The sequence below is a fragment of the Pandoraea sp. CB10b_02 genome, from assembly GCF_002216225.1.
GTDB lineage: Bacteria > Pseudomonadota > Gammaproteobacteria > Burkholderiales > Burkholderiaceae > Pandoraea > Pandoraea nosoerga.
Genome location: NZ_NJGW02000011.1, coordinates 108,986 through 135,623 on the forward strand (window position 1 = coordinate 108,986; position 26,638 = coordinate 135,623).

At 65.2% G+C, this 26,638-nt stretch carries 18 protein-coding genes and 1 tRNA gene; 10 read left to right on the forward strand and 9 right to left on the reverse strand.

The annotated features are described in order from the left end of the window. Positions 1-80 precede the first annotated feature (80 nt). From CDN36_RS13870 to CDN36_RS13880, 3 genes are all read right to left on the reverse strand, one after another. Positions 81-1,373 carry an NCS2 family permease gene (locus tag CDN36_RS13870; RefSeq protein ID WP_150555178.1) on the reverse strand — a complete coding sequence of 431 codons (1,293 nt, stop codon included), beginning with the start codon at positions 1,371-1,373 and terminating at the stop codon, positions 81-83. A gap of 91 nt (positions 1,374-1,464) precedes the next feature. Beyond that, positions 1,465-2,520 carry a porin gene (locus CDN36_RS13875; RefSeq protein WP_150555177.1) on the reverse strand — a complete coding sequence of 352 codons (1,056 nt, stop codon included), beginning with the start codon at positions 2,518-2,520 and terminating at the stop codon, positions 1,465-1,467. A gap of 276 nt (positions 2,521-2,796) precedes the next feature. Continuing rightward, complete coding sequence (locus CDN36_RS13880; protein WP_287497008.1) at positions 2,797-3,636, reverse strand: metal-dependent hydrolase; 840 nt, start codon at positions 3,634-3,636, stop codon at positions 2,797-2,799. A 121-nt stretch (positions 3,637-3,757) separates the two neighbouring features. On the opposite strand from CDN36_RS13880, the gene CDN36_RS13885 reads away from it, so the two are divergent. The 3 genes from CDN36_RS13885 (at position 3,758) to CDN36_RS13895 (ending at position 7,746) form a co-directional block, all read left to right on the forward strand. Next, positions 3,758-4,408, forward strand: a complete 651-nt coding sequence (locus CDN36_RS13885) for a TetR/AcrR family transcriptional regulator (RefSeq protein WP_241014163.1) — start codon at positions 3,758-3,760, stop codon at positions 4,406-4,408. A 457-nt stretch (positions 4,409-4,865) separates the two neighbouring features. Continuing rightward, positions 4,866-6,080: an arabinose transporter gene (locus CDN36_RS13890; RefSeq protein WP_287497009.1), complete on the forward strand. Its 1,215-nt coding sequence runs from the start codon at positions 4,866-4,868 to the stop codon at positions 6,078-6,080. A gap of 355 nt (positions 6,081-6,435) precedes the next feature. Beyond that, on the forward strand, positions 6,436-7,746 hold the full coding sequence (locus tag CDN36_RS13895) for an MFS transporter (protein WP_287497010.1): 1,311 nt from the start codon (positions 6,436-6,438) through the stop codon (positions 7,744-7,746). Between the two features lie 194 nt (positions 7,747-7,940). Here the strand turns inward: CDN36_RS13895 and CDN36_RS13900 are convergent, their stop codons facing one another. From CDN36_RS13900 to CDN36_RS13920, 5 genes are all read right to left on the reverse strand, one after another. After that, positions 7,941-10,184 (reverse strand): NADP-dependent isocitrate dehydrogenase, encoded by a 2,244-nt coding sequence (locus CDN36_RS13900; protein WP_150555173.1) that lies wholly within the window; start codon positions 10,182-10,184, stop codon positions 7,941-7,943. A 519-nt stretch (positions 10,185-10,703) separates the two neighbouring features. Beyond that, positions 10,704-10,778, reverse strand: a tRNA-Val gene (locus CDN36_RS13905). Between the two features lie 271 nt (positions 10,779-11,049). Further along, on the reverse strand, positions 11,050-11,796 hold the full coding sequence (dnaQ, locus tag CDN36_RS13910; protein WP_150555172.1) for a DNA polymerase III subunit epsilon: 747 nt from the start codon (positions 11,794-11,796) through the stop codon (positions 11,050-11,052). Between the two features lie 63 nt (positions 11,797-11,859). After that, the gene (gene rnhA / locus CDN36_RS13915) at positions 11,860-12,306 is read right to left on the reverse strand and encodes a ribonuclease HI (protein ID WP_150555171.1); all 447 of its coding nucleotides are present in this window, start codon (positions 12,304-12,306) and stop codon (positions 11,860-11,862) included. Continuing rightward, positions 12,303-13,178 carry a methyltransferase domain-containing protein gene (locus CDN36_RS13920; RefSeq protein WP_287497011.1) on the reverse strand — a complete coding sequence of 292 codons (876 nt, stop codon included), beginning with the start codon at positions 13,176-13,178 and terminating at the stop codon, positions 12,303-12,305. The genes rnhA and CDN36_RS13920 overlap by 4 nt, the downstream gene beginning before the upstream one ends. Positions 13,179-13,192: 14 nt before the next feature. Between CDN36_RS13920 and gloB the strand changes: the two genes are divergently transcribed. The 4 genes from gloB (at position 13,193) to mdtD (ending at position 20,092) form a co-directional block, all read left to right on the forward strand. Beyond that, the gene (gene gloB / locus CDN36_RS13925; RefSeq protein WP_287497012.1) at positions 13,193-14,020 is read left to right on the forward strand and encodes a hydroxyacylglutathione hydrolase; all 828 of its coding nucleotides are present in this window, start codon (positions 13,193-13,195) and stop codon (positions 14,018-14,020) included. Positions 14,021-14,357: 337 nt separating this feature from the next. Further along, complete coding sequence (locus CDN36_RS13930; RefSeq protein ID WP_287497013.1) at positions 14,358-16,064, forward strand: transglycosylase SLT domain-containing protein; 1,707 nt, start codon at positions 14,358-14,360, stop codon at positions 16,062-16,064. Between the two features lie 456 nt (positions 16,065-16,520). Further along, positions 16,521-18,422 carry a propionate--CoA ligase gene (locus CDN36_RS13935; protein WP_287497014.1) on the forward strand — a complete coding sequence of 634 codons (1,902 nt, stop codon included), beginning with the start codon at positions 16,521-16,523 and terminating at the stop codon, positions 18,420-18,422. 215 nt (positions 18,423-18,637) lie between these two features. Then, a complete protein-coding gene (gene mdtD, locus CDN36_RS13940; RefSeq protein ID WP_287497015.1) occupies positions 18,638-20,092 on the forward strand; it encodes a multidrug transporter subunit MdtD in 1,455 nt (484 codons plus the stop codon). Positions 20,093-20,162: 70 nt separating this feature from the next. Here the strand turns inward: mdtD and CDN36_RS13945 are convergent, their stop codons facing one another. Beyond that, positions 20,163-21,080 (reverse strand): LysR family transcriptional regulator, encoded by a 918-nt coding sequence (locus tag CDN36_RS13945; protein WP_287497016.1) that lies wholly within the window; start codon positions 21,078-21,080, stop codon positions 20,163-20,165. A 293-nt stretch (positions 21,081-21,373) separates the two neighbouring features. Here CDN36_RS13945 and CDN36_RS13950 point away from each other — a divergent pair, with 293 nt between their 5' ends. From CDN36_RS13950 to CDN36_RS13960, 3 genes are all read left to right on the forward strand, one after another. Then, positions 21,374-22,771 (forward strand): M20 family metallopeptidase, encoded by a 1,398-nt coding sequence (locus CDN36_RS13950; RefSeq protein WP_287497017.1) that lies wholly within the window; start codon positions 21,374-21,376, stop codon positions 22,769-22,771. Then, positions 22,768-24,123 carry an MFS transporter gene (locus CDN36_RS13955; RefSeq protein WP_150555164.1) on the forward strand — a complete coding sequence of 452 codons (1,356 nt, stop codon included), beginning with the start codon at positions 22,768-22,770 and terminating at the stop codon, positions 24,121-24,123. The genes CDN36_RS13950 and CDN36_RS13955 overlap by 4 nt, the downstream gene beginning before the upstream one ends. Positions 24,124-24,289: 166 nt before the next feature. Then, a complete protein-coding gene (locus tag CDN36_RS13960) occupies positions 24,290-26,632 on the forward strand; it encodes a bifunctional salicylyl-CoA 5-hydroxylase/oxidoreductase (protein WP_150555163.1) in 2,343 nt (780 codons plus the stop codon). The last annotated feature ends 6 nt before the right edge of the window (positions 26,633-26,638 follow it).

The following is a 26,638-nucleotide window of genomic DNA, read 5'->3' on the forward strand; positions in this document are numbered from 1 at the left end:
TCCCCGGCGGGCCGCTGTCTTTCCGGCTTCGCGATGGCGCGGGCCGCGGCAGTGCTACGGCCGGCGCGACGAGACGGTGTTCAGCCCGGGAAGAAGATGTACTTGAGCACGAACAGCACCGCGATGACCCACGCGGCCGGGTGAACTTCCTTCGCACGCCCGGTGAACAGCTTGAGCACGGCGTAGGAGATGAAGCCGAAGGCCAGACCTGTCGCGATCGAGTATGTGAACGGCATGGCCAGCGCCGTGAGCGCGGCCGGCGTGGCTTCCGTGATGTCGTCCCACTCCACGTCGAGCAGTTCGCGCAGCATCAGGCCGGCCACGTACAGCAGTGCCGGGGCGGCTGCGTAGGCGGGCACCGAACCGGCGAGCGGCGCGATGAACAGCGCGAGGACGAACAGCACGGCGATTGTGAGGGCCGTGAGGCCGGTGCGGCCGCCCGCCTGCACGCCCGAGGCGCTTTCCACGTATGCCGTGGTGCTGCTCGTGCCGAGCAGCGAGCCGATGAAAATGGCGATCGAGTCGGCGAAGAGCGCGCGGCCCAGGCCCTTGTAGTGCGTGCCTTCGAGCAGGCCGGCGCGCTTGGCCACGCCCATGAGCGTACCGGTCGCATCGAACACTTCCACCAGCACGAAAGCCAGGATCACATGCACGAAGCCGGCGTGCAGGGCGCCCGGAATGTCGAGCTGGAGGAACGTTGGCGAGAGGCTCGGCGGCATGGCGAACACGCCCTGGAACTGGTTCAGGCCGAACACCATCGACAGGACCGTCACGACCAGGATGCCGATCAGGATGGCGCCGCGAACGCGCAGTGCGTCGAGCACGGCAATCAGGAAGAAGCCGAAGATCGCCAGCAGCGCCTGCGGCGAGTGCAGGTCCCCCAGGCCGACCTTTGTCGCCGGGTTGGCCACGACCACGCCGGCGTTGCCCAGCGCGATGATCGCGAGGAACAGACCGATACCGGCGGCGATGGCGCATCGCAGCGATTTGGGAACCCCCGCGATCAGCCAGGAGCGTATGCCCGTGACGGTCAGGATGATGAACAGACACCCCGAGATGAAGACCGCGCCGAGCGCCTGTTGCCAGGTGTAGCCCATGGCGCCCACGACCGTGAAGGCGAAGAAGGCGTTGAGCCCCATGCCCGGGGCCATGCCGATCGGGTAGTTGGCCACGAACGCCATGACCACCGAGCCGATCGCGGCGGCAAGACACGTCGCCACGAACACGGCGCTCTTGTCCATGCCGGTCGTGCCCAGAATGTTGGGGTTGACGAAGATGATGTACGACATGGTGAGGAAGGTCGTGAGACCGGCCACCATTTCCGTCCGTACATTGGAGCCATGCTCCTCGAGTTTGAAGAATTTGGTCAGCAACGTGCGCTCCTTGTGACTTTGTTATGCCGTTGTCCGTGTGCAGCGGGGGCGCGCGCATTGTACTGCGGGCGCGCCCGTGCATCCGAGTTTGTCAGAACTTGGTGCGCATGCCCACCCCGAAAGTATTGCCCGCTTCCAGCCCGGACACCTTGTCGTTGAGGTAGGCGGCGTACAGGTCCGTGCGTTTGGACAGGTTGTAGTCGTAGCCGATGGCCCACGTGTTGCGGCTCGCGTTGTTCTGCCCCGAGTTCTTCGTGTAGGCATACGACGCCATGACGCTCCCACCGCCCAGCGGCACCGAGACGCCGAGCTGGCCGCCGTTGGACGACAGGTCGCCGCCGGTGATGTTGTTCCTGATGTACTGGTACTGACCGTAGAGCTTCACTACCTGGAAGTCGTAGGTCAGGCCCGCCTGCAGCGCCTGCTGGTTGCGAAAGCCGGTGATGCCGGCCTGGTCGTCGGGCACCGAGTCGAACTTCACCTGCTGATAGGCGAGCGTGGCGGCGAGCGGGCCGTGGAAGTACATCGCCGCGGCGCTCCATTTGTTCTGGCCGGTCTCGCCGGCCTTGTTGCCGAACGCGTATGAAATGCTCGCGCCCAGACCCTTGTAGTCGGGTGTGGCGTACATCACCGCGTTGCTCCAGCCCGAGTCGCCCACGATGCCCTGGCCGGCCAGGCCCAGGAACGTGTGGTAGACCATCGGGCTGAACGTATAGGAGTCGACGAACGGGTTGAAGAGAATCGTCGAGACGAAATACGACGTGGTCAGGCGACCCATCGTAACCGTGCCCAGCGTATTCGATTGCAGGCCGACGTATGCGTTGCGCGAGAAGAAGCTGTCGCCGGTGAAGCGGCCGTAGCGACCGCTTTGCGGCAGGAAGAAGTCTTCCAGCGTGAAAACGGCCTTGAGGCCGCCGCCCAGGTCCTCCGAGCCCTTCATCCCCCAGTACGACGTGGACATGCCGCCACCGCCCTGGGTCCATGCGCGTTCGCCGCCCGGCGCTTTGGCGGCGCCGACCCAGGCGTCCACCTGGCCGTAGAGCGATACGTTCGATGGTGCGTGGTTCGATTGTGCGTGCGCGACGCCCGCCGCGCCGCAAACCGCGAGGGCGAGCGCGCCTCGCAGCCAACCTGCTGCCTTGCTCATGAATGTGTCTCCGTCTCGTTTTGATTGTGCGTGCCTCTGGACTTCTCTTTTCACCGAAGAGTGCAAGGGGCACGCCTGAGTCATTGACACACTGACTTCGCTTTGCGCGGTTATCGGTGCTGCATTGAGGCGTGATTATTATTATCAACGCGTGACGTGCGGCATATCACCGAAGGCTGATACTCGGTATTCCGTTGCGGGTGTCACACTTCTGGGGTTAACACCGTGGCTTTCCCGCGGCTTCGCCGATGCGGGCCTGGTGCGAGGACGCGGCGATCACCGAATGGCGCGCCAGTCGGCGCGATGCGCCGCGAGCCAATGCTCGGCAAGCTTCGGATCGCCGTGGCGGTTCGGATGGAACGACGGCCGGAGGTATTTCAGCATCGGCACAGTGCAGCGCCAGACCACGCCGTCGCGTCCGAAGAACATCGTGGCGAAGCCCCACCACGTGCGGGGCTTGAACAGCGTACCGTCGTGCCAGAGGTTGTTGATGGTCTGCGCATGGCTTTCCACGGCGAACATGAAAAGCACGTAAAGATACGTGAGCACGCGCTGCCGCTCGCTGCCGCCGAGCGCGCGATAGAGATCGAACGCCACGGCCTTGTGCTCGGTTTCCTCGGCGGCGTGCCAGCGCCACATCAGGCGCATCTTCGGCTCGGCCTTCGCCAGCCAGCGCTCGTAGCGAAGCGCGCCGTCGCCAAACACCGCCGTGCAATGCTCATAGGCGGCTGTCACCGCGAGCATGTACATCGGCGAGAGCTTGCGGCGCTTCGCCCAGCGGATGCGCGCCGTGGCCCAGTTCTCCCAATGGTTGACGAGTCCCTGCCGGGCGAGCTGCGCGTTGTACTGACCGTGCAGATGCCGATGCGTGGCTTCCTGCCCGATGAACTGCGCAATGTCGGCGCGCAACCCGTCGTAGCGCGCATCGTCGGGCAGCGCATCCATCGCGTCGCGCACGGAATCGATAAAGGACTGCTCGCCGACGGGAAAGCTCATCGACAGCGCGTTGTAATACATCGATCGGTACGCGTCCCCGCTGTGCCAGTGGCGATCGAAGCCACTGGCGAGATCGACGCTCAGCTTGCGCACCGTCAGGGCAGACGTGTCGTTGCTCATGGCGATTTACCTCTTCGGCCAGGGGCGGAAATTCCGCGCCGCTTGAATTTGGTTGCGAATGTGAGCATTATTCATTTTTCAGGCGCTTTGCCGCAACTCGCTTCCCGCTCAGTTTTTCGCCATGTCCACCGCCAAGCCGACCGTCGCCCCGAACGCCTCGTCCACCATGCGAAAGCGCCCGATGCAGGCCCGCGCGCAGCACACCGTCGAGACCATTTTCGAGGCCACCGCTCAGATTCTCGACGAAGAAGGCGAGACGGCGCTGACGACCAACCGCATCGCCAGGAAGGCGGGATTCTCGATCGGCACGCTGTATCAGTACTTCCCCACGAAAGAGGCCATTCTGCTCGCGATGATCGCGCGCGAGCGACGTCGCGTGATGGACGAACTCAACGAGCGCATCGCGCGGGCGGCGCAGGAGGGCGCCGATCCCGAGCGAGTCATTCGCGAACGGCTGCGCGTGCTGATCGAGGCGTTTGGCGCAGGCGGGCGCGTGAAGCGCTCGCTCATCAAGATGGCCTGGCAGCTCGACCATCACGAGAACATCATGCAGGCCATGCGCGAGGCGTCCGAGCACATTGCCGTGGCAATGGCGCGACGCGACGCGCCGGAGATGCGAGCCCCGAGCGCAGCCACCGTCTTCGTGCTCACGCGCGCCGTCATGGGCACGCTGCGCTCGGCGGCACTCGAAGACTCGCCGCTGCTCGGCACGCCGGAGTTCGAGGACGAGTTGTACCGCCTGTGCTGGGGACTCTTGCGTGCCGATGGCTGACACGGCTCGTCGGGTGCGCGCACAGCGCGGGCCACGGGGCGCACGATGCTCTAACGCACCTTGCGTAACGCAAAAGCCGTGGCTAGAATGCGAACTGATTTCTGGCATGCGGCGGCGAATTCCGTCAATGCCACGTAAGCGTTCACGTCAACCAACGCATTCTCCGCGACAGCGGCCGGTGGTCCGGCACGTCGATCGAGGAGCGTGCGTTCGCTGGTGAACCGCCGGGCTGCCCAATCAGCGCTTGACCCGGTGCCCTGCGCGCCACGCGCGCCTCGTCCATCCGACTTGCCTTTTCCGTCCACGCTTTCGTCGCGGTTGTCCGATCGCCGGTCTGCGTCGCGCGTGTCGTTCGCAATGCGCCTTCGGGCCTCATCGGTCCGCCGAGGACCGCTTGGTGCCTGGCGCGTCGCGCCGACGCCTGCGCGTTTGCCGGCCCAAAAGGGAGTCTTCTCTCATGTCGTCTACTGCTGCACCCGCGCAACCCGCGGCCCCTGTCACGCCTGCCGCGCCCGCCAACGCCACCGCGTTGCTGGTGCGTTTTTCCGCCAACGTCTTTCTCGCATGCCTGACCATCGGCATGTCGCTCTCGGTCGTGCCGCTGTTCGTGCACGACACGCTCGGTTATCACAACGTCATCGTCGGCTTTGCCGTGGGCATCCAGTCGCTCGCGACCGTGCTCACACGCAAGTTCGCGGGGCGCACCGCCGACCAGCGCGGCGCACGCGTCGCGCTCATGCGAGGGCTGCTGTTCGTCGGCCTGTCCGGCATCGCGATGCTCGCGACGAGCCTCGTTGCGCTCGCGCCCGCACCTCGCCTCGCGGCGCTCACGATCTCGCGGCTGCTGCTCGGCGTAGGCGAGAGCCTGTGCATCACCGGCACGTTGACGTGGGCCATCGCCTGCCTGGGCGCTCCGCAATCGGGACGCGTCATGTCATGGACCGGCGCTGCCGTCTTCGGCGGCTTCGCCGTCGGCGCGCCGCTCGGTCTGGCGCTATACGGCAGCACGTCGCTCACCGGCGTGGCCGTGCTCATCGCGCTGCTGCCGCTCGTCGGCCGGGCGGTCGTGGCGCGCATTCCCGCTGTCGCGCCGGCGCATCAGGCGGGCGGCGCGCTGCCGTACTCGCAGGTGCTGCGCATCGTCTTCCTGCCAGGGCTCGCGCTCGCGCTGCAAGGCGTGGGGTTCGCCGTGGTCGGCGCGTTCGTGGTGCTGTACTTCGATGCGTCGCGTTGGCAAGGCGCCGCGCTTGCACTGTCCGCGTTCGGGCTGGCCTTCGTGCTGCTGCGTCTGATCGGCGGCCGCTGGCCCGAGCGTTTGGGCAACCTGCGGGTGGCGCAAGCTTCGCTCGGCGTCGAAGCGATCGGTCTGCTGCTCGTCTGGCAAGCGCCGGTGGCGTGGCTGGCGCTGCTCGGCACCGCGCTTGCCGGAGCCGGGGCGTCGCTGATCTTTCCGTCGCTCGGCATCGAGGTCGTCAAGCGCGCCCCGGCGGCGAGCCGCGGCACGAGTCTGGGCACCTATGCGGCGTTCCAGGACGTGGCGATCCTGCTGACCGGCCCGCTCGCCGGCGCCGTTGCGAACCCGTTCGGTTATCGCGCCGTGTTCCTGTGCGGCGCGCTCGCGGCTGTCGCGGGCGTGCTGGTGGTGCTCGCGCTACGCGCGCGCCGTCGGTGACAGGCGCCGGACAACGCTTTGCTGCCGCGCGCTGTCTGTCTGTGTCGCCGGGCCAGCGCGAATCGACATGATGTTCCGGATGCAGCGCTCTCCTATGGTTTACAATCGCGTCGGCCTCCCAACAACAAAAGGGGATGGCAGGGTGAGAAACGTCGCGTAACCCGCCTGTGGGCGGGACGAGACGTCCGGAGACAGTGCTCCGGACTCCGCGTGATCGATTCCCGTACAGCGGGAATCGTGAGGTCTTTCAGAGCGGTCGAGTGGGTAAGGCAGCGTGATCGGTGCGAGTGGTCCGGAGGCAGTGTTGCAGTCGTGATTCTGGCTGCGCAGGCAGCCGAGGTTCAAAGTGGAGACCATGAGTACTATCGCTAGCGGTACCCGACCCAACGCGCACGCGAGCGCCATCGAGGCGCGCGCCTACGCGAAAGCGACCTGGCGTTTGTTGCCGTTCCTTTTCCTGTGCTATGTCGCGGCCTATCTGGATCGCGTCAACGTCGGCTTCGCGAAGCTGCAGATGCTGAGCGACCTCCAGTTCAGCGAGACCGTGTACGGTCTGGGCGCGGGCATCTTCTTCATCGGCTACTTCTTCTTCGAGGTGCCGAGCAACATCATCATGCACAAGGTCGGTGCGCGCCGCTGGATCGCGCGCATCATGATCTCGTGGGCCGTGCTCTCGGCCGCCACGCTGTTCGTGACGACGCCCACGCAGTTCTATATCGTGCGGTTCCTGCTCGGTGTGGCCGAGGCGGGTTTCTTCCCCGGCATCGTGCTGTATCTGACCTACTGGTTCCCGGCGCAGCGCCGTGGCCGCATGAATGCGCTGTTCATGATCGGCATTCCCATCGCGGGCGTGTTCGGCGGTCCCCTCTCGGGCTGGATTCTCGCCGCGTTCAACGGCGTGGGCGGCTGGGCGGCCTGGCAGTGGCTGTTCTTCATCGAAGCGGTTCCGTCGGTCATTCTCGGTGTGATCACGCTGATGTACCTGCCCAACGGCATTCGAGCGGCCTCGTGGCTGACCGAAGAAGAAAAGGCGGTGCTCGAGTACAACATTGCGCAGGACGGCGCCGGCAAGGCGCAGCATTCGGTGGCGTCGGTCTTTGCCAACGCGCACGTGTGGAAGATGGCGGTGATCTACTTCTGCTGCATGATGGGCCTCTACGGCATCGGCTTCTATCTGCCGACGCTCATCAAGGCAAGCGGCGTGAAGAGCGCGCTCGACGTGGGGTTGCTGACCGCGATCCCGTATGCCTGCGCGGTCGTGAGCATGATTGCCGTGGCGCGCAGCTCGGATCGCACGGGCGAGCGCCGCTGGCACTTCGCCGTGGTGTCGATGGCCGGCGCGGTGGGCCTGTACCTGAGCACCGTGTGGGGCAACAACGTGCCGCTCGCGATGGTCGCGCTGTCGGTCGGCACGGCCGGCATGCTCGCCACGATGCCGGTGTTCTGGACGTATCCGAGTGCGCTGCTGGTGGGCGGCTCGGCCGCGGCGGCCATCGGCATGATCAACTCGATCGGCAACCTGGCCGGCTTCGTGAGCCCGTTCATCATCGGCTGGCTCAAGGACGTGACGCAAAGCACCAACGCCGGCATGTACTGCGTGTCGGCCGCCCTTGCACTGGGCGCCGTGCTGGCGCTCACGCAATCGAAGGCGCAGGTCAATCGCTGAAGCCCGCGCGTGCGGTGCATCGCGCGCTCTGACGGAGTCGCAGCGCGATATATCGCCGCACGGTGGTGAAGGCAACAAAAAGCCGGCATTGCAAAATGCCGGCTTTTTTACGTCTGGCAGCAGGGGGCTGCGAGCGAGGTGCCCAGTCAAGGGCGCCTCGCCGCGACGGGCCGCCGTCTTCCCTACATCGTGCTTTACGCCGCCTTCGCGATGCTCTCCAGCGCCGCGTTGAACGTCTTGCTCGGACGCATGACCTGGTCGAGCTTGTCGAAGTCGGGCTTGTAGTAGCCGCCGATGTCCACCGGCTTGCCCTGCACGTCGGCGAGTTCGCCCACGATGGTCTTCTCGTTCTCGGTCAGTTGCTTGGCCAGCGGCGCGAAGACCTTCGCCAGATCGGCGTCGTCCTGCTGCGCGGCCAGTTCCTGCGCCCAGTACATTGCCAGGTAGAACTGGCTGCCGCGGTTGTCCAGCTCGCCGGTCTTCGGCGACGGGTTCTTGTTGTTGTCGAGCAGCTTGCCCGTGGCGGCGTCGAGCGTCTTGGCGAGGATCTTGGCGCGAGCGTTGCCGGTCTTGATGCCCAGGTCTTCGAGCGACACGGCCAGTGCCAGGAATTCGCCGAGCGAGTCCCAGCGCAGGTGGTTCTCTTCGACGAGTTGCTTGACGTGCTTCGGCGCCGAGCCGCCGGCGCCCGTTTCGTACATGCCGCCGCCGGCCATCAGCGGCACGATCGAGAGCATCTTGGCGCTGGTGCCCAGTTCCATGATCGGGAACAGGTCGGTGAGGTAGTCGCGCAGAATGTTGCCGGTCACCGAGATGGTGTCCAGGCCGCGGATCACACGCTCGAGCGTGTAACGCATGGCGCGCACTTGCGACATGATCTGGATGTCGAGGCCGGTGGTGTCGTGATCCTTGAGGTACTTCTCGACCTTCTTGATCAGCTCGGCCTCGTGCGGACGATACGGGTCGAGCCAGAACACCGCCGGCATGCCCGAGTTGCGCACGCGGTTCACCGCGAGCTTCACCCAGTCGCGGATCGGGGCGTCCTTGACCTGGCACATGCGCCAGATGTCGCCGGCCTCGACGTTCTGCGAGAGCAGCACTTCGCCCGTGTCGATGTCGACGATGTTCGCCACGCCGTCTTCGGGGATTTCGAACGTCTTGTCGTGCGAGCCGTACTCTTCGGCCTTCTGGGCCATCAGGCCGACGTTCGGCACCGTCCCCATCGTGGTCGGATCGAACGCGCCGTTCGTCTTGCAGAAGTTGATGATTTCCTGATAAATGCGAGCGAACGTGCTCTCCGGGATCACCGCCTTCGTGTCCTTCGGACGGCCGTCGGCGCCCCACATCTTGCCGCCCAGGCGGATCATCGCCGGCATCGACGCGTCGACGATCACGTCGTTCGGTGCGTGCAGGTTCGAGATGCCCTTGGCCGAGTCGACCATCGCCAGTTCCGGACGGTGCTCGTGGCAGGCGTGCAGGTCGCGAATGATCTCTTCGCGCTTCGAGCTCGGCAGCGCCTCGATCTTCTCGTAGAGGTTCACCAGACCGTTGTTGACGTTTACGCCCAGTTCGTCGAACAGCTTGCCGTGCTTCTCGAAGGCTTCCTTGTAGAAGATCTTCACGGCGTGGCCGAACACGATCGGGTGCGAGACCTTCATCATGGTGGCCTTCACGTGCAGGGAGAACATCACGCCGGTCTTGCGCGCGTCTTCCATCTGCTCTTCGTAGAACGCGCACAGCGCCTTCTTGCTCATGAACATGCTGTCGATGATCTCGCCCTCGAGCAGCGAGACCTTCGGCTTGAGCACGATCGTCTTGCCGCTCTTGGTGACGAGTTCCATCTTGACGTCGCGGGCGCGGTCGAGCGTCATCGACTTTTCGCCGTGGTAGAAGTCGCCATGCTTCATGTGCGCGACGTGCGTGCGAGACGCCATGCTCCATTCGCCCATGCTGTGCGGGTGCTTCTTGGCGTAGTTCTTGACGGCCAGCGGTGCGCGGCGATCCGAGTTGCCTTCACGCAGCACCGGGTTCACGGCCGAGCCCAGGCACTTCGAGTAGCGTTTCTGGATGGCCTTTTCTTCGTCGGTCTTCGGATCTTCCGGATAGTCGGGGACCTTGTAGCCCTTCGACTGCAGTTCCTTGATGGCGCTCTGGAGCTGGAACACCGACGCGCTGATGTTCGGCAGCTTGATGATGTTCGTGTCCGGCAGTTGCGTGAGACGGCCCAGCTCGGCGAGGTTGTCCGGCACGCGCTGCTCTTCGGTCAGGAACTCGGGGAATTCGCCGAGGATACGGCCGGCCACCGAGATGTCGCTGGTCTCGACCTTCACGCCGGCGGGGGCGGTGAAGGTGCGGATGATCGGGAGAAAGGAGCCGGTGGCCAGAAGCGGTGCTTCGTCGGTCAGGGTGTAGATGATGCTGGGTTGCTGCGTACTCATCGCTGGTCTCGGATTCAAGAATCAGGAAAAGGTGGGGGAACGCCGCCGACTGGGTGACAGTCCGCTAGCCATGACAAATTTCCATGATTGTGACACGGGTGGGTGACAAAACTGAAATGCCTTTTCGTAATGTGAACGCTTTAGTCTTATATAAGACTGGCACTGTAGGCCCCATAACTTCGTTCGAAACCCCGCAAATCTCGCGCAGACCCAAGCCCGGCGCGGGTGTCCGCCGGAGTTCCGGTATGCTTTTTCGACTATCAATTCTTATTTTCAATGAAAAATATTGATGTCGGCGGCAACCGTGGCCGTTCCGCCTGCGTATGCGCATGCGCATAGGTACGCATGGGGCAGGGCGCCAGAGGGAGGGAAATGGACGGAAGAATCGACTCGCGTGGCTCGGGAGGCGACAAGCGGGCCGTGAGAGATGTGAAGGGATGAAGGATGAAGGGAGGGGGTCGAGTCGGGATGCCGACGCCGGAAAACAAAAGGGCCGACGCATGGTCGGCCCTTCGAATCTGGTGGGTGGTACAGGGATTGAACCTGTGACCCCTGCCGTGTGAAGGCAGTGCTCTACCGCTGAGCTAACCACCCAAATCATTAAATAAATCAATGATTTAGCGTTGATTGCTGAAGTTTTTGTTTCGCAATCAGGAGCAGAACTTTAACTGTTTTCGCAGAAGTCTGCAACCTTTCTTTCATTCTTTTTTGCTGCCGCCGTGACGATATCTCTCGATCACTTCACGCCGTTTCTCGCGATGACTCGCAAGCAGCAAAGACAGCGATTATAGGGGCGTTTCGTTCGTTTGGGAAGGGTTCCACGCGATTTTTTCGCGAGACGGTTTCGCTTCGCCTTCGTCGAAACTCACGCGGCAGGCGCCGCTTCGGGCTGCGCTTGCGCCGGCGCCGGTTCGAGGCGCCATACGCATGTGCCCTTCATGCCCTTGTCGATGCCGTTGAGCACGTCGTCGTGCTGTGCGACTTCGTCGGCCGCGGCCACGATCACCGGCAGATCGAACTGGCGCAGGGAAATCCTCTCGCGGTGACCGCCGGCCGCGCCGTCGTCCGCGTCGTTCGCGTCGATGACGAGACTCTCCTGGCCGCGCGTCATGGCGAGATACACATCGGCCAGCAGTTCCGCATCGAGCAATGCGCCGTGCAGGGTGCGGTGCGAATTGTTCACGCCGAGACGGTCGCACAGCGCATCGAGCGAATTGCGCTTGCCGGGGAACATTTCACGGGCGCGCACGAGCGTGTCGATGAGGCCGGCACAGTGTTCCATGAACGGCGGCCAGCCCAGGCGAGCGAACTCCATGTCCAGAAAGCCCAGGTCGAACGCCGCATTGTGAATGATGATCTCCGCACCGCGGCAGTACTCGCGCAGTTCTTCGGCGATCTCCGCGAACTTCGGCTTGTCGGACAGGAATTCGGTCGTCAGCCCGTGCACCGCCAGTGCGCCCGGATCGCTGTCGCGCTCGGGGTTGATGTAGAAGTGCAGGTTGTTGCCAGTGAGACGGCGATTGACCAGTTCCACGCAACCGATTTCCAGCAGACGGTCGCCCGTCTTCGCATTCAGGCCGGTGGTTTCGGTATCGAGGATCAGTTGTCGCATGGTGTGTGCTGGGTACTCGTGTGCTTTCGTTCGGAAGCGTCGTCAACGTCCTGTGTCGCGGGCTCAGCCGCCGCGCAGGCTCTCGACGCCGCGATTGGCCAGCCGATCGGCCGCCTCGTTGCCATCGTGTCCGGCGTGGCCTTTCACCCAACGCCATTCGATCTCGTGTCTTTGCGTCGCGGCGTCGAGCATCTGCCAGAGATCGGCGTTCTTGACCGGTTCTTTCGCGGCTGTCTTCCAGCCACGCGCCTTCCAGCCGTGAATCCATTCGCTGATGCCCTTTTGCACGTACTGCGAGTCGGTGTGCAGCACCACGTGGCAGGGCTTGTTCAGTGCTTCGAGCGCGCGGATCACCGCGAGCAGCTCCATGCGGTTGTTGGTCGTGTTGGCTTCGCCGCCGAACATTTCCTTGCGGTGCTTGCCTGCAACGAGCAGGGCGCCCCAGCCGCCGGGGCCGGGATTGCCTTTGCAGGCGCCGTCGGTATAGATATTGACTTGCGGCAAGGTCATCTCTCAAACAATCTTTCGGGTCCGTCCGTGGCGTCCGCCATCTGACAATGCGTGGTGTTCGGTGTCGCCACCGGCGCCGCAGCCGGCTGGAGGCCGAGTATACGCTTGCGGACCTTGCCGACCAAGCGCATGCCGCGCACGCGCTTGACGGCGCGCACCGCGTAAAGCGCGCCGAAGATCGGCCACCAACGGTCGCCCGCCGGTTCCATGAATTCGAAGCGCTGCAGCCAGTGCTCGCCCCGCAGCGGCGGACGGTAGCAACCGAAACGCCCGCGGTCGATGTCGAACGACAGCAGCTTGAGCCAGTCCTTGAGGCGCGTGAACGCGATGAGGTCGGCCCCCGGGGGCAGGAACGGCGCGCCGGCGAGCTTGCCCAGTTCCTCGCGCGCGCCCCACAGGCTCAGGTTGTTGAAGCCCGTGATGATGACCTGACCTTCGGGCACCAGAATGCGCTCGACCTCGCGCAGGATGTCGTGCGGGTTTTCCGCGAATTCGAGCACGTGCGGCAGCACCACGAGGTCGGTGCTCGCCGTGGCGATCGGCAATTCGTCGTAGCGGCTCACCAGGATGTCGCGCGGCACCATGTCGATCGGGCCGGCCGCATTCGCCGGCGTGATGCCGGTGGTGTCGCTGGCGGCCTTGGTCATGAGCGGCGGCGCTTCGGGGCCGCGCGGCGCGGTAAGGACGAGGCCGCGGTAGGGCATGCGGTTCTCGCGCAGCGTATCGAGCTCGGGACGGCCGAGTTGCAGCGCGTGATAGCCGAACAGGTCCCCGACCCATTGATCGAAGAGGGCCTGTTCCCATGCGAGCGCGTAGCGGCCTGGCGGTGAGACGAGCCAGACGGGCCAGTCTATAATCGGACGTTCTGACATGGTGGCGAGTATATATGGATGCGCACGCAGATGCGGCAAGTGAGCAGTCGGCCGGAACACTGACCGTCTTCCCCGTCCCCGCGTTCCAGGACAATTATCTCTGGGTCGTCCACGACGGCAAAGACGCTGCCGTCGTCGACCCGGGCGACGCCGCGCCGGTGCTCGCCTATCTCGATGCGCACGGCCTCACGCTGCGCGCCATTCTCGTCACGCACAAGCATGCCGACCACGTCGGCGGCATCGAGGCGCTGCGCGAGCGTTTCGACGTGCCGGTGCACGGCCCCGCGCATGAAGCGATCGTGAGCGTCGATCATCCGCATCGCGGCGGCGAGACGGTGCACATTGCGGCGCCCGCCATGGCGCTCGAGGTGATCGACGTGCCCGGCCACACGTCCGGCCACATCGCTTACTTTCTCGGCGCGGGCGCCGCGGGCTCCGGGCGCCTTTTCTGCGGCGATACGTTGTTCTCGTGCGGCTGCGGACGTCTGTTCGAAGGCACGCCGGCGCAGATGCTCGCGTCGCTCGATGCGCTCGCCGCGCTGCCGCCGGCCACGCTCGTGCATTGCGCGCACGAATACACGCTCTCGAACATCCGCTTCGCGCTGGCGGTCGATCCGGAGAATGCCGCGCTGGCCGCATGGCACCGCGAGGCGAGCGCGCTTCGCGCGGCCGGCCGCCCCACGCTGCCCACCACGCTCGCCCAGGAGCGCGCGACCAATCCCTTCCTTCGCAGTGATGCGCCTGCCGTCATTGCCGCGGCCGAGCGCCACGCCGGACGCAGCGCACTGACGCGCGAAGCGGTTTTCGCCGCCGTGCGCGCGTGGAAAGACACCTTCCGCTAGTCGCGGGCCCGCCATGCTGTCAACTGCATGGCGCGCGATGATGTCTGTCACAAAGCGAGCGTTGACATCGACGCACACGCCTGCTCAACCTTGACGCGCTGCCCCTCGGGTGGTGTTTTGGTGCGGTATGCATGCATGGCGAGTGCGCAAAATGCGGAGCGAAGGTGTGTCTCGCCGACCACATCTCAGGAATTCGTGCTTGGGAATTACCCTTATTTTTGGGCGTTTTTCGACCTATTTTTGCAAAAAAATTAGGCAGAAAGGTTGACGCATCCGAAGGGTTTCCTTACCATCCTTGCCAATTTAATGAAGATGTCACCCAATTCGAGCCCGATCAATGCGACTTATCGTTAGCTTGTTCCTGACGCTGCTCCTGGCGGCTTGTGCCAGTACAGCGCCGACCACAGGTGCATCGAATTCCACGCCGGATGCGCAGAGCAAGTCGCCTCTCGCATCGAACGCCAAAGGCAAGCAGCGGATCTCCAGCGATCAGCCGATCGATCTGGATAACGACTCGATCAACGATCTGGCCTACGGCAGCGACGACGCCGATCTCTGGTCCCGCATCCGTCACGGATTCTCGATCCCCGACCTCGACACCGATCTCGCACAGGACCGCACGCAGTGGTATGCGCAGCGTCCCGACTACGTCGAGCGCATGATTCAGCGCTCCGAGAAGTATCTGTTCCATATCGTCGAAGAACTCGAGCGCCGTCATATGCCGACGGAACTCGCGCTGCTGCCGTTCGTGGAGAGCGCGTACAACCCGCAGGCGCTGTCGACGGCCAAGGCCGCCGGCATGTGGCAGTTCATTCCGAGCACGGGCAAGACGTACAACCTCAAGCAGAACATGTTCCAGGACGAGCGCCGCGACGTGCTCGCCTCGACCACCGCTGCGCTCGACTATCTCTCGAAGCTCTATGCGATGTTCGGCGACTGGCATCTGGCGCTGGCCGCGTACAACTGGGGCGAGGGCAACGTGCAGCGCGCCATCGACCGCAACCAGGCGCAGGGCCTGCCGACCGACTACCTGAGCCTGCGCATGCCGACCGAGACGCGTTACTACGTGCCGAAGCTGCAGGCGATCAAGAACATCATCGCGCACCCGGACCTCTATAGCGTGAAGCTGCCGGAGATTCCGAACCACCCGTACTTTGTGAGCGTGACGACCAAGCGTGACATCGACGTGGCGCTCGCGGCCAAGCTGGCGGACCTGCCGCTCGATGAATTCCGCGCGCTCAACCCGTCGTTCCGCAAGCCCGTGATCCTGGGCGCCGCACAGCCGCAGATCCTGTTGCCGTTTGACAGCGCGGAAGTGTTCCAGCGCCGTCTCAAGAGCTATGACAAGCCGCTCTCGAGCTGGACGACATACACCTCGAACTCGCGCGAGCGGCCCGAAGACATCGCCCGCAAGCTGGGCGTAGACGCTGCCGTGATCCGCTCGGTCAACAACATTGCGCCGCGCATGCGTCTGAAGGCCGGCTCCACGCTGCTGGTGCCGCGCTCGGACGACATCGATCAGGACATCAGCGCGTCCGTGGCGAGCAACGCGGTGCTCGCGCTGGAACCGGACCTGCCCGACACGCGCAAGGTGATGGTGCGTGCGCGCAAGCGCGACACGCTCGCGAGCGTTGCGGCGCGCAGTGGCGTGACGGTGGCGCAGATCAAGAGCTGGAACCGTCTGCGCCGCGATACGCTGACGTCGGGCCAACTGCTCGTGCTGCACGTGCCGGTCAAGGACGCCTCGCGCGTGGCGGCGGCATCGGCAGCCCCGGCCGCCGCGACGAAGGACGATGACGACGCACCGCGCACGCGTCTGATCCGTGGCAAGAACGGCAAGATGATTCGCGTGGTGGAGCGTCGTCCTGCCGCAGTCCCGGCCAAGGCGGCGAAGACGGCGAAGACGGCGAAGACGGCTGCGGCCGACACGAAGTCGGCGCCGGCCAGGTCGGCCAGCAAGGCGCCGGCCAAGTCGGTGGCCAAGACGGCAGCCAGGCCTGCGGCCAAGGCGCCCGCCAAGGTGACCAAGACGGCGCAACGCTAGGCCGGACCTTCCCTCTGACAACGCACACGCCCGTGAGGATTTCCTCCGGGCGTTTTGCTTTGGCGTCGCCAAGCCGGATACAGGCGGGGGCAGCGCCCGCACCCCCACCGCATCGCTACGCGGTGTCCCCATACCACGCTGCCTGCTCGTAATCCCTAGCGTCGGCGAGGCCGCAGAGCCGCTCGCCGGTAAGCCTTCCGTAAGCGTCAACGCGCACACTGAACGCGAGACCCGATCGCGGTGTCCGACGATTTTTCAGCACCGAAGCGCTTTGTCGGTCGAGACGCGCGCGCGAACCCTGCCGCCGTTTGCTGCCGCCCGCGGCCCTCGTTGCTGCCGTCACCGCTGCTCGAGCCCGCCGGCCCGAACCGGCGCCGCGTGCGTCCATCGCGCGACTTGCCAGCCCGGCTGTCGCGCGAGGGCACGCGAGCCCATCAATAAAAGCAAGGAGACAACATGACTTCGTATGCGTCGTTTCACGCCCGTTCGATCGCACCCGACTCGCGCGAGGCGTTCTGGGAGGAGCAGGCACGGCTCATTGATTGGGAGACGCCGTTTGCGCGCGTGCTGGACTACGACAAGCCGCCGTTTGCACGTTGGTTCGTGGGCGGGCGCACCAACCTGTGCCACAACGCGGTGGATCGTCATCTGCCGTCGCGCGGCACGCACAACGCGCTGGTCTGGGTGTCGACGGAGACGGAGCAGGAGCGCGTCTACACCTACGAGGAACTGTCTGCCGAGGTCAATCGCATGGCCGCCTCGCTGCAATCGTTGGGCGTCGTGCGCGGCGAGCGAGTGCTCATCTACATGCCGATGGTGCCCGAAGCGCTCTTCGCGATGCTCGCATGCGCGCGTCTGGGGGCAATCCATTCGGTGGTCTTCGGCGGCTTTGCGTCCGTCAATCTGGCCGCGCGCATCGACGATGCGAAACCCAGGGTCATCGTGTCGGCCGACGCCGGCTCGCGCAATGGCAAGGTGGTCCCTTACAAGCCGTTGCTCGACGAGGGCATCGAACTCGCGCAGCACAAGCCGTCCAGCGTGCTGCTGATCGATCGTGGTCTGGCACCCATGCCGCGTGTGCCGGGGCGCGACGTCGACTACGCGCCGTTGCGCGAACAGCATCTCGACGCCTTCATCTCCTGCGAATGGCTCGAATCGAGCGAGCCTTCCTATGTGCTTTACACGTCGGGCACGACGGGCAAGCCCAAGGGCGTGCAGCGCGATACGGGCGGCTATGCGGTGGCGCTGGCAGCCTCCATGCAGCACATCTTCTGCGCCAAGCCGGGCGACACGATGTTCTGCGCGTCGGACATCGGCTGGGTGGTCGGGCACAGCTATATCGTCTATGCACCGCTGCTCGCCGGCATTGCCACCGTGATGTACGAAGGCACGCCTATCCGTCCGGACGGTGGCATCTGGTGGCGCATTGTCGAGAAGTACGGGGTGACGCAGCTCTTTACCGCGCCGACGGCCATTCGCGTGCTCAAGAAACAGGATCCGGCGTATCTGACGCAATACGACCTCTCGTCGCTGCGTTTGATCTTTCTTGCCGGCGAGCCGCTCGACGAGCCCACGGCGCGCTGGCTTACCGACGGCGTGGGCAAGCCGGTCGTGGACAATTACTGGCAGACGGAGACGGGCTGGCCGATTCTGGGCATGGCGCGCGGCGTGGAGGTGCTCGAGAGCAAGCTCGGTTCGCCCGGCAAGGCGGTGTACGGCTACGACGTGAAACTCGTCGACGAAGCGACAGGCCGGGACTGCGGGCCCAACGAGAAGGGCGTGCTGGCCATCGAGGGGCCGCTGCCGCCGGGTTGCATGAGCACGGTGTGGGGCGACGACGAGCGCTTCGTCAAGACCTACTGGCAGACCGTGCCGGGACGCATGCTCTATTCGAGCTTCGATTGGGGCGTGCGCGACGAGGACGGGTATTACTTCATTCTCGGCCGCACCGACGACGTCATCAACGTGGCCGGTCACCGGCTCGGCTCGCGCGAGATCGAGGAGAGTATCGCGAGCCACCCGGCGGTGGCAGAAGTCGCGGTGGTCGGCGCCCAGGATGCGCTCAAGGGACAGGTCGCCATTGCGTTTGCCGTGCTGCGCCAGCCGGAGCTGGCGGCCACGCCCGAGGCCCGCTTCGCGCTGGAGGGCGACGTGATGAAGACGGTCGACAGGCAACTTGGCGCGGTGGCGCGCCCGTCGCGCGTGTTTTTCGTGACGATGCTGCCCAAGACACGCTCGGGCAAGCTGCTGCGCCGCGCCATTCAGGCGATCTGCGAGGGCCGCGAGACGGGCGACCTGATCACCATCGAAGACCCGTCCGCGCTCGATCAGGTGCGCGAAGCGGTGAAGGGGAGCTGACGGACGGCGGGCCTGCCCCGGTGCCGAGCGCGGCAAGAACGATGCACTAACGAGGTATGAGCGAGGCATGAACGAGGCATGAACGAGGCATGAACGAGGCATGAGCCGAGGCGCGCCCCTGAATGCGAGGCACGCCCCTGAATGGCCGGTATGATTCGGACAATGCCCGCCTTTCGCGGGCGCTCGTATGCACACCGTCCATCATTCGTCGACACATGACTTCACCCGATCCCGTCGCATGGCGACAGAAAGCGATGCTGTTCGTGGTCTCCGTCGGCTTCTTCATGCAGACGCTGGACTCCACGATCGTCAACACGGCGCTGCCGGCGATGGCGCGCGACCTCGGGCAGTCGCCGCTGCACATGCAGGCCGTCGTCATTGCCTATGCGCTGACAATGGCTGTCACGATCCCGCTCTCGGGCTGGCTCGCCGACCGCCTCGGCACGCGCGTGGTGTTCTCCAGCGCGCTCACGATCTTCTCCGTCGGCTCGGCCATGTGCGCGTATTCCAGCACGCTCGACGCGCTGGTCGTCTGGCGCGTGGTGCAGGGCTTCGGCGGCGCGATGCTGCTGCCGGTCGGACGGCTCGCGGTCCTGCGCGCCTTCCCTCGCGAGCAGTACCTGCAGGCCCTGGCGTTCGTCGCGGTGCCCGGCATGATCGGACCGCTGATCGGCCCGACGCTGGGCGGCTGGCTCGTGAAAGTCGCCTCGTGGCACTGGGTGTTCCTCATCAACGTGCCGGTGGGTCTGCTGGGCTGCGTGGCCGCGCACTTCTTCCTGATCAATGCGCGCGCGCCGCACCAGACCTCGTTCGACATCAAGGGGTATCTGCTGCTGAGCGTGGGGATGGTCGCGACGTCGCTGGCGCTGGACCGCCACGCCGACATGGCGGGCGCACATGCGCTCATGCTGGTGCTGCTCGTGGTGGGCTTCGCGGGTTTCGTCGCGTATGGTCTTTACGCGAATCGCACGCCGCAGCCGCTCTTCTCGCTGGCGATGTTTCGCGTGCACACCTTCAGTGTCGGGCTGCTCGGCAATCTGTTCGCGCGCATCGGCATTGCGGCCGTGCCGTATCTCGTACCGCTGCTGCTGCAGGTGAGTCTGGGTTACACCGCATTCGAGGCCGGCCTGCTGATGTTGCCGATCACCCTCGCGGGGATTTTCGCCAAGCGCGTGGCGACGCGCCTCGTCATCCGTTACGGCTACCGGCCGGTACTCGTGTGGAACACGATTCTCGCGGGGTGCGTGATCGCGAGCTTGGCGCTCGTCACGCCAAGCTATCCGGTGCCGCTGCTGATCGTGCAACTGGGTATTCTGGGCGGTATCAACTCGATCCAGTTCACGGCGATGAACACGCTCACGCTCAAGGACCTGAACCCCGACGACGCGAGCGGCGGCAACAGCCTTTTCTCGCTCGTGCAGATGCTCGCGATGAGTTTCGGCCTGACCGTGGGCGGCGCACTGCTGGTGACCTTCACCGGGGCTTTCGGCGAGAGTGCCGGCGTGGGCGCGCTGCCGGCGTTCCGGGCGACCTTCGCGTGCGTGGGCCTCGTCACGAGCTGTTCGGCGTGGATCTTCGGTCAGTTGACCGACCGCGAGCAGATGGCCAACGACGGCGGCGATGCACACTCGCAGGCCGCCTCGGCCGCCCCGCCGACGCCCGAGGCCTAGCGTGGCCAGTGCGGCGCGGTGCGGCCCGGTGCGGCCTGCGAATTGAAGCGACCCATGCCCCACGACGTGCTCAGCCGAACGGCTTGTCCAGGATTTCCGGTGCGCGGATCGCATCGATGAGCAGGCCGAGAAAGGCCTCGACCGGCGCCGGCAACGTGCGTCCGGCCATCGTCTGCACCTGCAGCGAGCGCTGATGCAGCGCCGGGTTGCGGATCGGGATGGCGACAAGGCCCTCGGGCGCGAGGCGGCTGCGCACCGTGAGCAGGCCCGTGAGCGTGACGGCATGCCCCGAGCGCACGAAGCTGTGCAGCGCCGCGTGATAGTTGCTGATGAACACCGGCTCGAAAAGCAAACCTTCCAGCGTGCAGCACAGGTCGAACATCTGCCGGATGGTGACGCCGGCATTCGAGAGCGCCAGCGGGTAAGGGAGCAGGTCCGCGAGGGCAACGTCGCGGCGTTTTGCCAGCGGATGGCTTCGGGCCATCAACGCATAGATCGGCGCCGGCTGCGTATGCACCACCTGAACGCCTTTTTCCGGCGCCACGCTAAAGCACACGGCGATGTCGGCTTCGCCGTCGCGCACGCGCAGGGTCGCGTCGAACGGCGACACGACATCGAGCAGGAAGTGCGCGCCGGGGTAGGCCTCGCGAAAGCGGGCAAACACCTGCGGCAGGAAGTCGCGCGCCACGCCTTCGGCGCTGGCCACGCGAATCGTGGCGCGTCCGACTTCGGTGAGGCCGCGAATTTCCGACGTGACACGCTCGGCGTCGAGCAGCACGCGCCGCGCGTGGTCGGCGAGCAACTCGCCGGCTTCGCTCAATACCATGCCGCGCGGGCGCCGCTCGAATAACGGCGTACCCAGATCCTCTTCCAGCTTCGCAATCTGACGGCTCAACGCGGACACGGCGACGTGCAACCGCTCTGACGCACGGCTCAGCGATCCGGTGCGGGCGACTTCGAGAAAATAGCGCAGGGCGTGAGTTTGCATGGCGGGCTCGGCGACGAATGAACGGCGAGGGGAAGATGCGCGGCATTGCGAATTCGCTCCGCGGGGATTGTCCGAGGTGGACAACGGCCGGTGACCCGCCCGAAAGCGGTCTTGCCGACGGTGTCTGACCTTTGCCGAAACGGCAAGGAAACCTTCGAAATATTATCATTGTTGTCAAAAATACCCACTCCTAGAATGGCCTGGACGGTTGTGCCGCAGCGTGCCGCCGGCACGCGTCGCAGCAACGAACGAGAACGGCAACCGTGCCCTCACAAGCCATCTGGAGACAAGCAGTGACCCGCAGCACAGCGATTTCCCAAGCCGCCGCCCAGTACGATTCGGGCGCCTTCCTCGAAACCCTCAACCGTCGCGTTGCCTACAGGACCGAGAGTCAGGAAGCGGACAGCGGCGACACGCTCCACGCCTATCTCGCCGACGAAATGGCGCCGTCTCTCGCGGCGCTGGGTTTCACGTCGCGGGTCGTGCCCAATCCGGTGCCGGGCGGCGGACCGTTTCTCATCGCGCACCGCCACGAGGGCGACGACCTGCCGACGGTGCTCACCTACGGCCACGGCGACGTGGTGCGCGGCTACGACGCGCAATGGCGCGACGGGCTCAGGCCATGGGAGATCGTGGTGGAGGGCGACCGCTGGTACGGACGCGGCACCGCCGACAACAAGGGCCAGCACACGATCAACCTCGCGGCGCTCGCCCAGGTGCTGGCGGCGCGCGGCGGCAGGCTCGGCTACAACGTCAAGATGATCGTCGAGATGGGCGAGGAAATGGGCTCGCCCGGCCTGCATGCGATCTGTGAGCAATTGCGCGATGAACTGCGCGCCGACGTGCTCATCGCCTCCGATGGTCCGCGTCTGGCGGCGTCTCGTCCGACGGTGTTTCTCGGCTCGCGCGGCCTCGTCAATTTCAAGCTGAGCCTGAATCTGCGCGAAGGCGGACATCACTCCGGCAACTGGGGCGGGCTGTTGCGCAACCCCGGCATCGTGCTCGCGAACGCGATTGCCTCGATGGTCGACGGCAACGGCAAGATCCTCGTGGAGGGTCTGCGTCCGCCTGAGCTGCCGGCGTCGGTGCGTCGTGCGCTCGCGGGGCTCGAAGTGGGCGGCGGCCCGAACGACCCCGAAGTGGACGCGGACTACGGCGAGCCGGGACTCACGCCGACCGAGCGCGTGATCGGGTGGAACAACATCGAGGTGCTGGCGTTCAAGACGGGCAATCCCGAGAAGCCGGTGAACGCGATTCCGCCGTATGCCTATGCGCACATGCAGATTCGCTTCGTGGTCGGCACGGATTGGGAGCGGCTGGGCGAGATCGTGCGCGCGCATCTCGACGCGCATGGCTTTTCGATGATCGACGTGGAGGTCGAGCGCGGCGTGATGGCTACGCGGCTCGATCCGGAAGACCCCTGGGTGCTCTGGGCGCTCGCGTCGATGCGCGAGACGACCGGCAAGGCGCCCGTGCTGCTGCCGAACCTGGGCGGCACGCTGCCCAACGACGTGTTCGCCGACGTGCTCGGGCTGCCCACGCTGTGGGTGCCGCATTCGTATCCGGCGTGCTCGCAGCACGCACCCGACGAGCATCTGCTGGGCTCGGTGGCGCGCGAGGCGTTGCAGATCATGGCCGGTCTGTTCTGGGATCTGGGCGAGGTGGCGCTCAAAGGGGGGAAACCGCAATGAACGGTTCTGCAGCCGCCGCCGGGGCGGATCGTGCGGGCGAGGCGTCCGCGCCGGGCAAGGAGGGCGCGCGCAGCGACGTGCCCGTCTACAAGCTGATCGTCGCGACGTCCATCGGCAATGCGCTCGAGTGGTACGACCTGATCGTCTACGGCTATTTTGCGGTGACGATCTCGAAGCTGTTCTTTCCCGCGCACGACGAGACGGTATCGTTGCTCATGGCCCTGGGCACGTTCGCGCTGTCGTATCTGGCGCGTCCGCTGGGGGCTTTCGTGCTGGGGGCGTATGCCGACCGGCACGGCCGCCGGGCCTCGCTCATGCTCTCCATCGCCATGATGACGCTGGGCACGGGGCTCATCGCGTTCATGCCGACGTATGCGGCGATTGGCGTGTGGGCGCCGATCGGCATCTTCGTGTCGCGGCTGATGCAGGGCTTCTCGGCGGGTGGCGAGTTCGGCAGCTCCACCGCGTTTCTGGTCGAGCACGTGCCGAACCGCCCGGGCTTCATGTCCAGTTGGCAATTCGCGAGCCAGGGCGCGAGTACGCTGCTGGCCTCGGCGTTCGGCGCGGTGCTGACCGGTGCGCTCACCCAGGCGCAACTCGAGTCGTGGGGGTGGCGCATTCCGTTCCTGTTCGGGATGCTGGTCGGGCCGATCGGTCTGTACATCCGTCGGTACATGGACGAGACGCCGGCATTCGAGCAGGATGTCGCGCGCAGCCGGCGGGCCGGCCCGGCGCCGACGGGCGAGGGCAGGTCGCCGGTGTGGGAGGTGCTGAGCGCGCAGAAGTCGCGGCTGCTGGTGTCCATCGGCGCGCTGATTCTGACGACGACGGCCAACTACATGATTCTGTACATGCCGACCTACGCGACCAAGCAATTGGGTCTGCCGCCGTCGCAGGGCTTTATTGCGACGCTCGTGACGGGCTTCGTGATCATGACGCTCACGCCGTTCGTGGGGCATTGGTCCGACAAGGTCGGCCGCATCCGCATCATGGTGGCGGCCGGGGTGCTGTTCCTGTGCACGGTGTATCCGGCGTTCGCGTTCATGAATGCACACGCATCGCTGGCGACGATGATGGTGGTGATGCTCTGGGTCGGTACGTTGAAGGCGGTGTACTTCGCGCCGATTCCGGCATTGATGTCCTCACTGTTTCCGACGCGAACACGGGCGACCGGCATGGCGGTCGGCTACAACCTCGGCACGACGATTTTCGGGGGCTTCACGCCGCTGGCCGTGGCGTGGCTGATCGCGGCGACGGGCAACAAACTGGCGCCGGGGCTGTATCTGATGGCGGGCGCCGTCATCAGCCTGGCGACGCTGCTGATCGCACGGTTCCGAATGGGCGCCAAGTAGCACGACGCGATTTCCCTAAGTATTTTCCCCATCCTTGCCGCGCGGGTCGGAACCGACCTTGTTGCGGCATATTTTTTTCGCTAGTATTTTAGGCATAAACTATTTACGATTTAACAAAGGTCGAGAAGTCGGTACGCGACGCGATCTGTACTTCCGGAGGCTGGAGATGAATATCGTCTGTATCGGTGGCGGTCCCGCGGGCCTGTATTTCGGCCTGTTGATGAAGCTGCGCCAACCGTCGCACCGCGTGGTGGTCGTCGAGCGCAACCGGCCTTACGACACGTTCGGCTGGGGCGTCGTGTTCTCCGACGCCACGATGGACAACCTGCAGCAAGCCGATCCGCAGAGCGCCGCGCAGATCAACGCCGCCTTCAACCACTGGGACGACATCGACATCCATTTCCAGGGCCGCACCATCACCTCCGGCGGCCACGGCTTCATCGGCATCGGCCGCAAGAAGCTGCTCAACATCCTGCAGGCCCGCTGTGAAGCGTTGGGCGTCGAACTCGTTTTCGAGACGGAAGTGACCGACGATCAGGACATCGCGCGTCGTTACGACGCTGACCTGGTCATTGCCTCGGACGGCCTGAACAGCCGAATCCGCACCCGCTACGCCGACACTTTCCGCCCGGACATCGATACGCGCCGCAACCGCTTCGTGTGGCTCGGCACGCATCAGCGCTTCGACGCCTTCACGTTCGCCTTCGAGAAAACCGAACACGGCTGGTTCCAGGCTCACGCCTACCAGTTCGACGCCGACACCTCCACCTTCATCGTCGAGACGCCCGAGCAAGTCTGGAAGGCCCACGGCATCGACCAGATGAGCCAGGAAGAGGGCGTGAGGTTCTGCGAAAACCTCTTCGCCAAATACCTTGGTGGACACGCGCTGATGAGCAACGCCAAGCACTTGCGCGGCTCGGCGATCTGGATCCGCTTCCCGCGCGTGATTTGCGAGCGCTGGGTGCACTGGTGCGATGTCGACGGCAAACGCGTGCCCATCGTCCTCATGGGCGACGCCGCGCACACCGCCCACTTCTCGATCGGCTCGGGCACCAAGCTCGCGCTCGAAGACGCCATTGCGCTCGCCGACGGCCTCGGCGCCGCGGGCGTGGACGCCTTGCCGCGCGTGCTCGACGACTACGAAGCCGTGCGCAGCGTCGAGGTGCTCAAGATCCAGAACGCCGCGCGCAATTCCACCGAGTGGTTCGAAACGGTCGACCGTTACGCGCGCTTCGCGCCCGAGCAGTTCGCCTATTCGCTGCTCACGCGCTCGCAGCGTATCTCGCACGAGAACCTGCGCTTGCGCGACGCCGGCTATGTCGAAGGCTACGAGGACTGGCTCGCCGCGCGCGCCGGCGTATCGCGCGCGGCCGGCCAACGCGCCGTTGCGCCGATGTTCACGCCGTTGCGCGTGCGCGAAGTGACGCTCAAGAACCGCATCGTGATGTCGCCCATGGCGATGTATTCGGCCGTCGACGGCGTGCCGGGCGATTTCCACCTCGTCCACCTCGGCAGCCGCGCGCTTGGCGGCGCCGGCATGATCGTCGCGGAAATGACCTGCGTGTCGCCCGACGCGCGCATCACGCCGGGATGCCCGGGCCTGTGGAACGACACGCAGCGCGACGCGTGGAAGCGCATCGTGGATTTCGTCCACGCCGGCAGCGACGCGAAGATCGCCATGCAGCTCGGCCACGCCGGCCGCAAGGGCTCGACGCGTCTGGCCTGGGATGGTATCGATCAACCGCTCGACGACGGCAACTGGCCGCTGATCTCGGCCTCCGCGCTGCCCTACATCGAGGGGGTGTCGCAAACGCCGCGCGAGATGACCCGCGCCGACATGGACCGCGTGAAGGACGACTTCGTGCAGGCGACCCGCCGCGCGGCCCAGGCCGGCTTCGACTGGCTCGAGCTGCACTGCGCGCACGGTTACCTGCTCTCGAGCTTCATCTCGCCGCTCACGAACCGCCGCGGCGACGAATACGGCGGTTCGCTGGAAAACCGCCTGCGCTATCCGCTGGAAGTGTTTCGCGCGGTGCGCGACGTGTGGCCCGCCGCGAGGCCGATGTCGGTGCGTATCTCGGCGCACGACTGGGTGGAAGGCGGAATCACGCCGGACGACGCCGTCGAGATCGCGCGCGCCTTCAAGGACGCCGGCGCGGATCTCATCGATTGCTCGTCAGGACAGGTGAGCAAAGAGGAAAAGCCGGTCTACGGCCGCATGTTCCAGACGCCGTTCGCCGACCGCGTGCGCAACGAGGCCGGCATCCCCACGATCGCCGTCGGCGCCATCTTCGAGGCCGATCACGTGAACAGCATCATCGCCTCGGGGCGCGCGGATCTGTGCGCCCTGGCGCGCCCGCATCTGGCCGATCCGTTCTGGACGTTGCACGAAGCCGCGAAGATCGGCTACAAGGACCTCGCCTGGCCGCGGCAGTACTATGCCGGCAAACGGCAGTACGAGACGAACCTGGAGCGTGCTGCAGCCTACGCGCAACAGATCGGTAAATAAGGACAG

Excerpts from the sequence above, each read along its gene's own strand:
- CDN36_RS13875 (WP_150555177.1), bottom strand. The coding sequence starts at position 2,520 with ATGAGCAAGGCAGCAGGTTGGCTGCGAGGCGCGCTCGCCCTCGCGGTT.
- CDN36_RS13880 (WP_287497008.1), bottom strand. The coding sequence starts at position 3,636 with ATGAGCAACGACACGTCTGCCCTGACGGTGCGCAAGCTGAGCGTCGAT.
- CDN36_RS13885 (WP_241014163.1), top strand. The coding sequence starts at position 3,758 with ATGTCCACCGCCAAGCCGACCGTCGCCCCGAACGCCTCGTCCACCATG.
- CDN36_RS13890 (WP_287497009.1), top strand. The coding sequence starts at position 4,866 with ATGTCGTCTACTGCTGCACCCGCGCAACCCGCGGCCCCTGTCACGCCT.
- CDN36_RS13895 (WP_287497010.1), top strand. The coding sequence starts at position 6,436 with ATGAGTACTATCGCTAGCGGTACCCGACCCAACGCGCACGCGAGCGCC.
- CDN36_RS13900 (WP_150555173.1), bottom strand. The coding sequence starts at position 10,184 with ATGAGTACGCAGCAACCCAGCATCATCTACACCCTGACCGACGAAGCA.
- dnaQ (WP_150555172.1), bottom strand. The coding sequence starts at position 11,796 with ATGCGACAACTGATCCTCGATACCGAAACCACCGGCCTGAATGCGAAG.
- rnhA (WP_150555171.1), bottom strand. The coding sequence starts at position 12,306 with ATGACCTTGCCGCAAGTCAATATCTATACCGACGGCGCCTGCAAAGGC.
- CDN36_RS13920 (WP_287497011.1), bottom strand. The coding sequence starts at position 13,178 with ATGTCAGAACGTCCGATTATAGACTGGCCCGTCTGGCTCGTCTCACCG.
- gloB (WP_287497012.1), top strand. The coding sequence starts at position 13,193 with ATGGATGCGCACGCAGATGCGGCAAGTGAGCAGTCGGCCGGAACACTG.
- CDN36_RS13930 (WP_287497013.1), top strand. The coding sequence starts at position 14,358 with ATGCGACTTATCGTTAGCTTGTTCCTGACGCTGCTCCTGGCGGCTTGT.
- CDN36_RS13935 (WP_287497014.1), top strand. The coding sequence starts at position 16,521 with ATGACTTCGTATGCGTCGTTTCACGCCCGTTCGATCGCACCCGACTCG.
- mdtD (WP_287497015.1), top strand. The coding sequence starts at position 18,638 with ATGACTTCACCCGATCCCGTCGCATGGCGACAGAAAGCGATGCTGTTC.
- CDN36_RS13945 (WP_287497016.1), bottom strand. The coding sequence starts at position 21,080 with ATGCAAACTCACGCCCTGCGCTATTTTCTCGAAGTCGCCCGCACCGGA.
- CDN36_RS13955 (WP_150555164.1), top strand. The coding sequence starts at position 22,768 with ATGAACGGTTCTGCAGCCGCCGCCGGGGCGGATCGTGCGGGCGAGGCG.
- CDN36_RS13960 (WP_150555163.1), top strand. The coding sequence starts at position 24,290 with ATGAATATCGTCTGTATCGGTGGCGGTCCCGCGGGCCTGTATTTCGGC.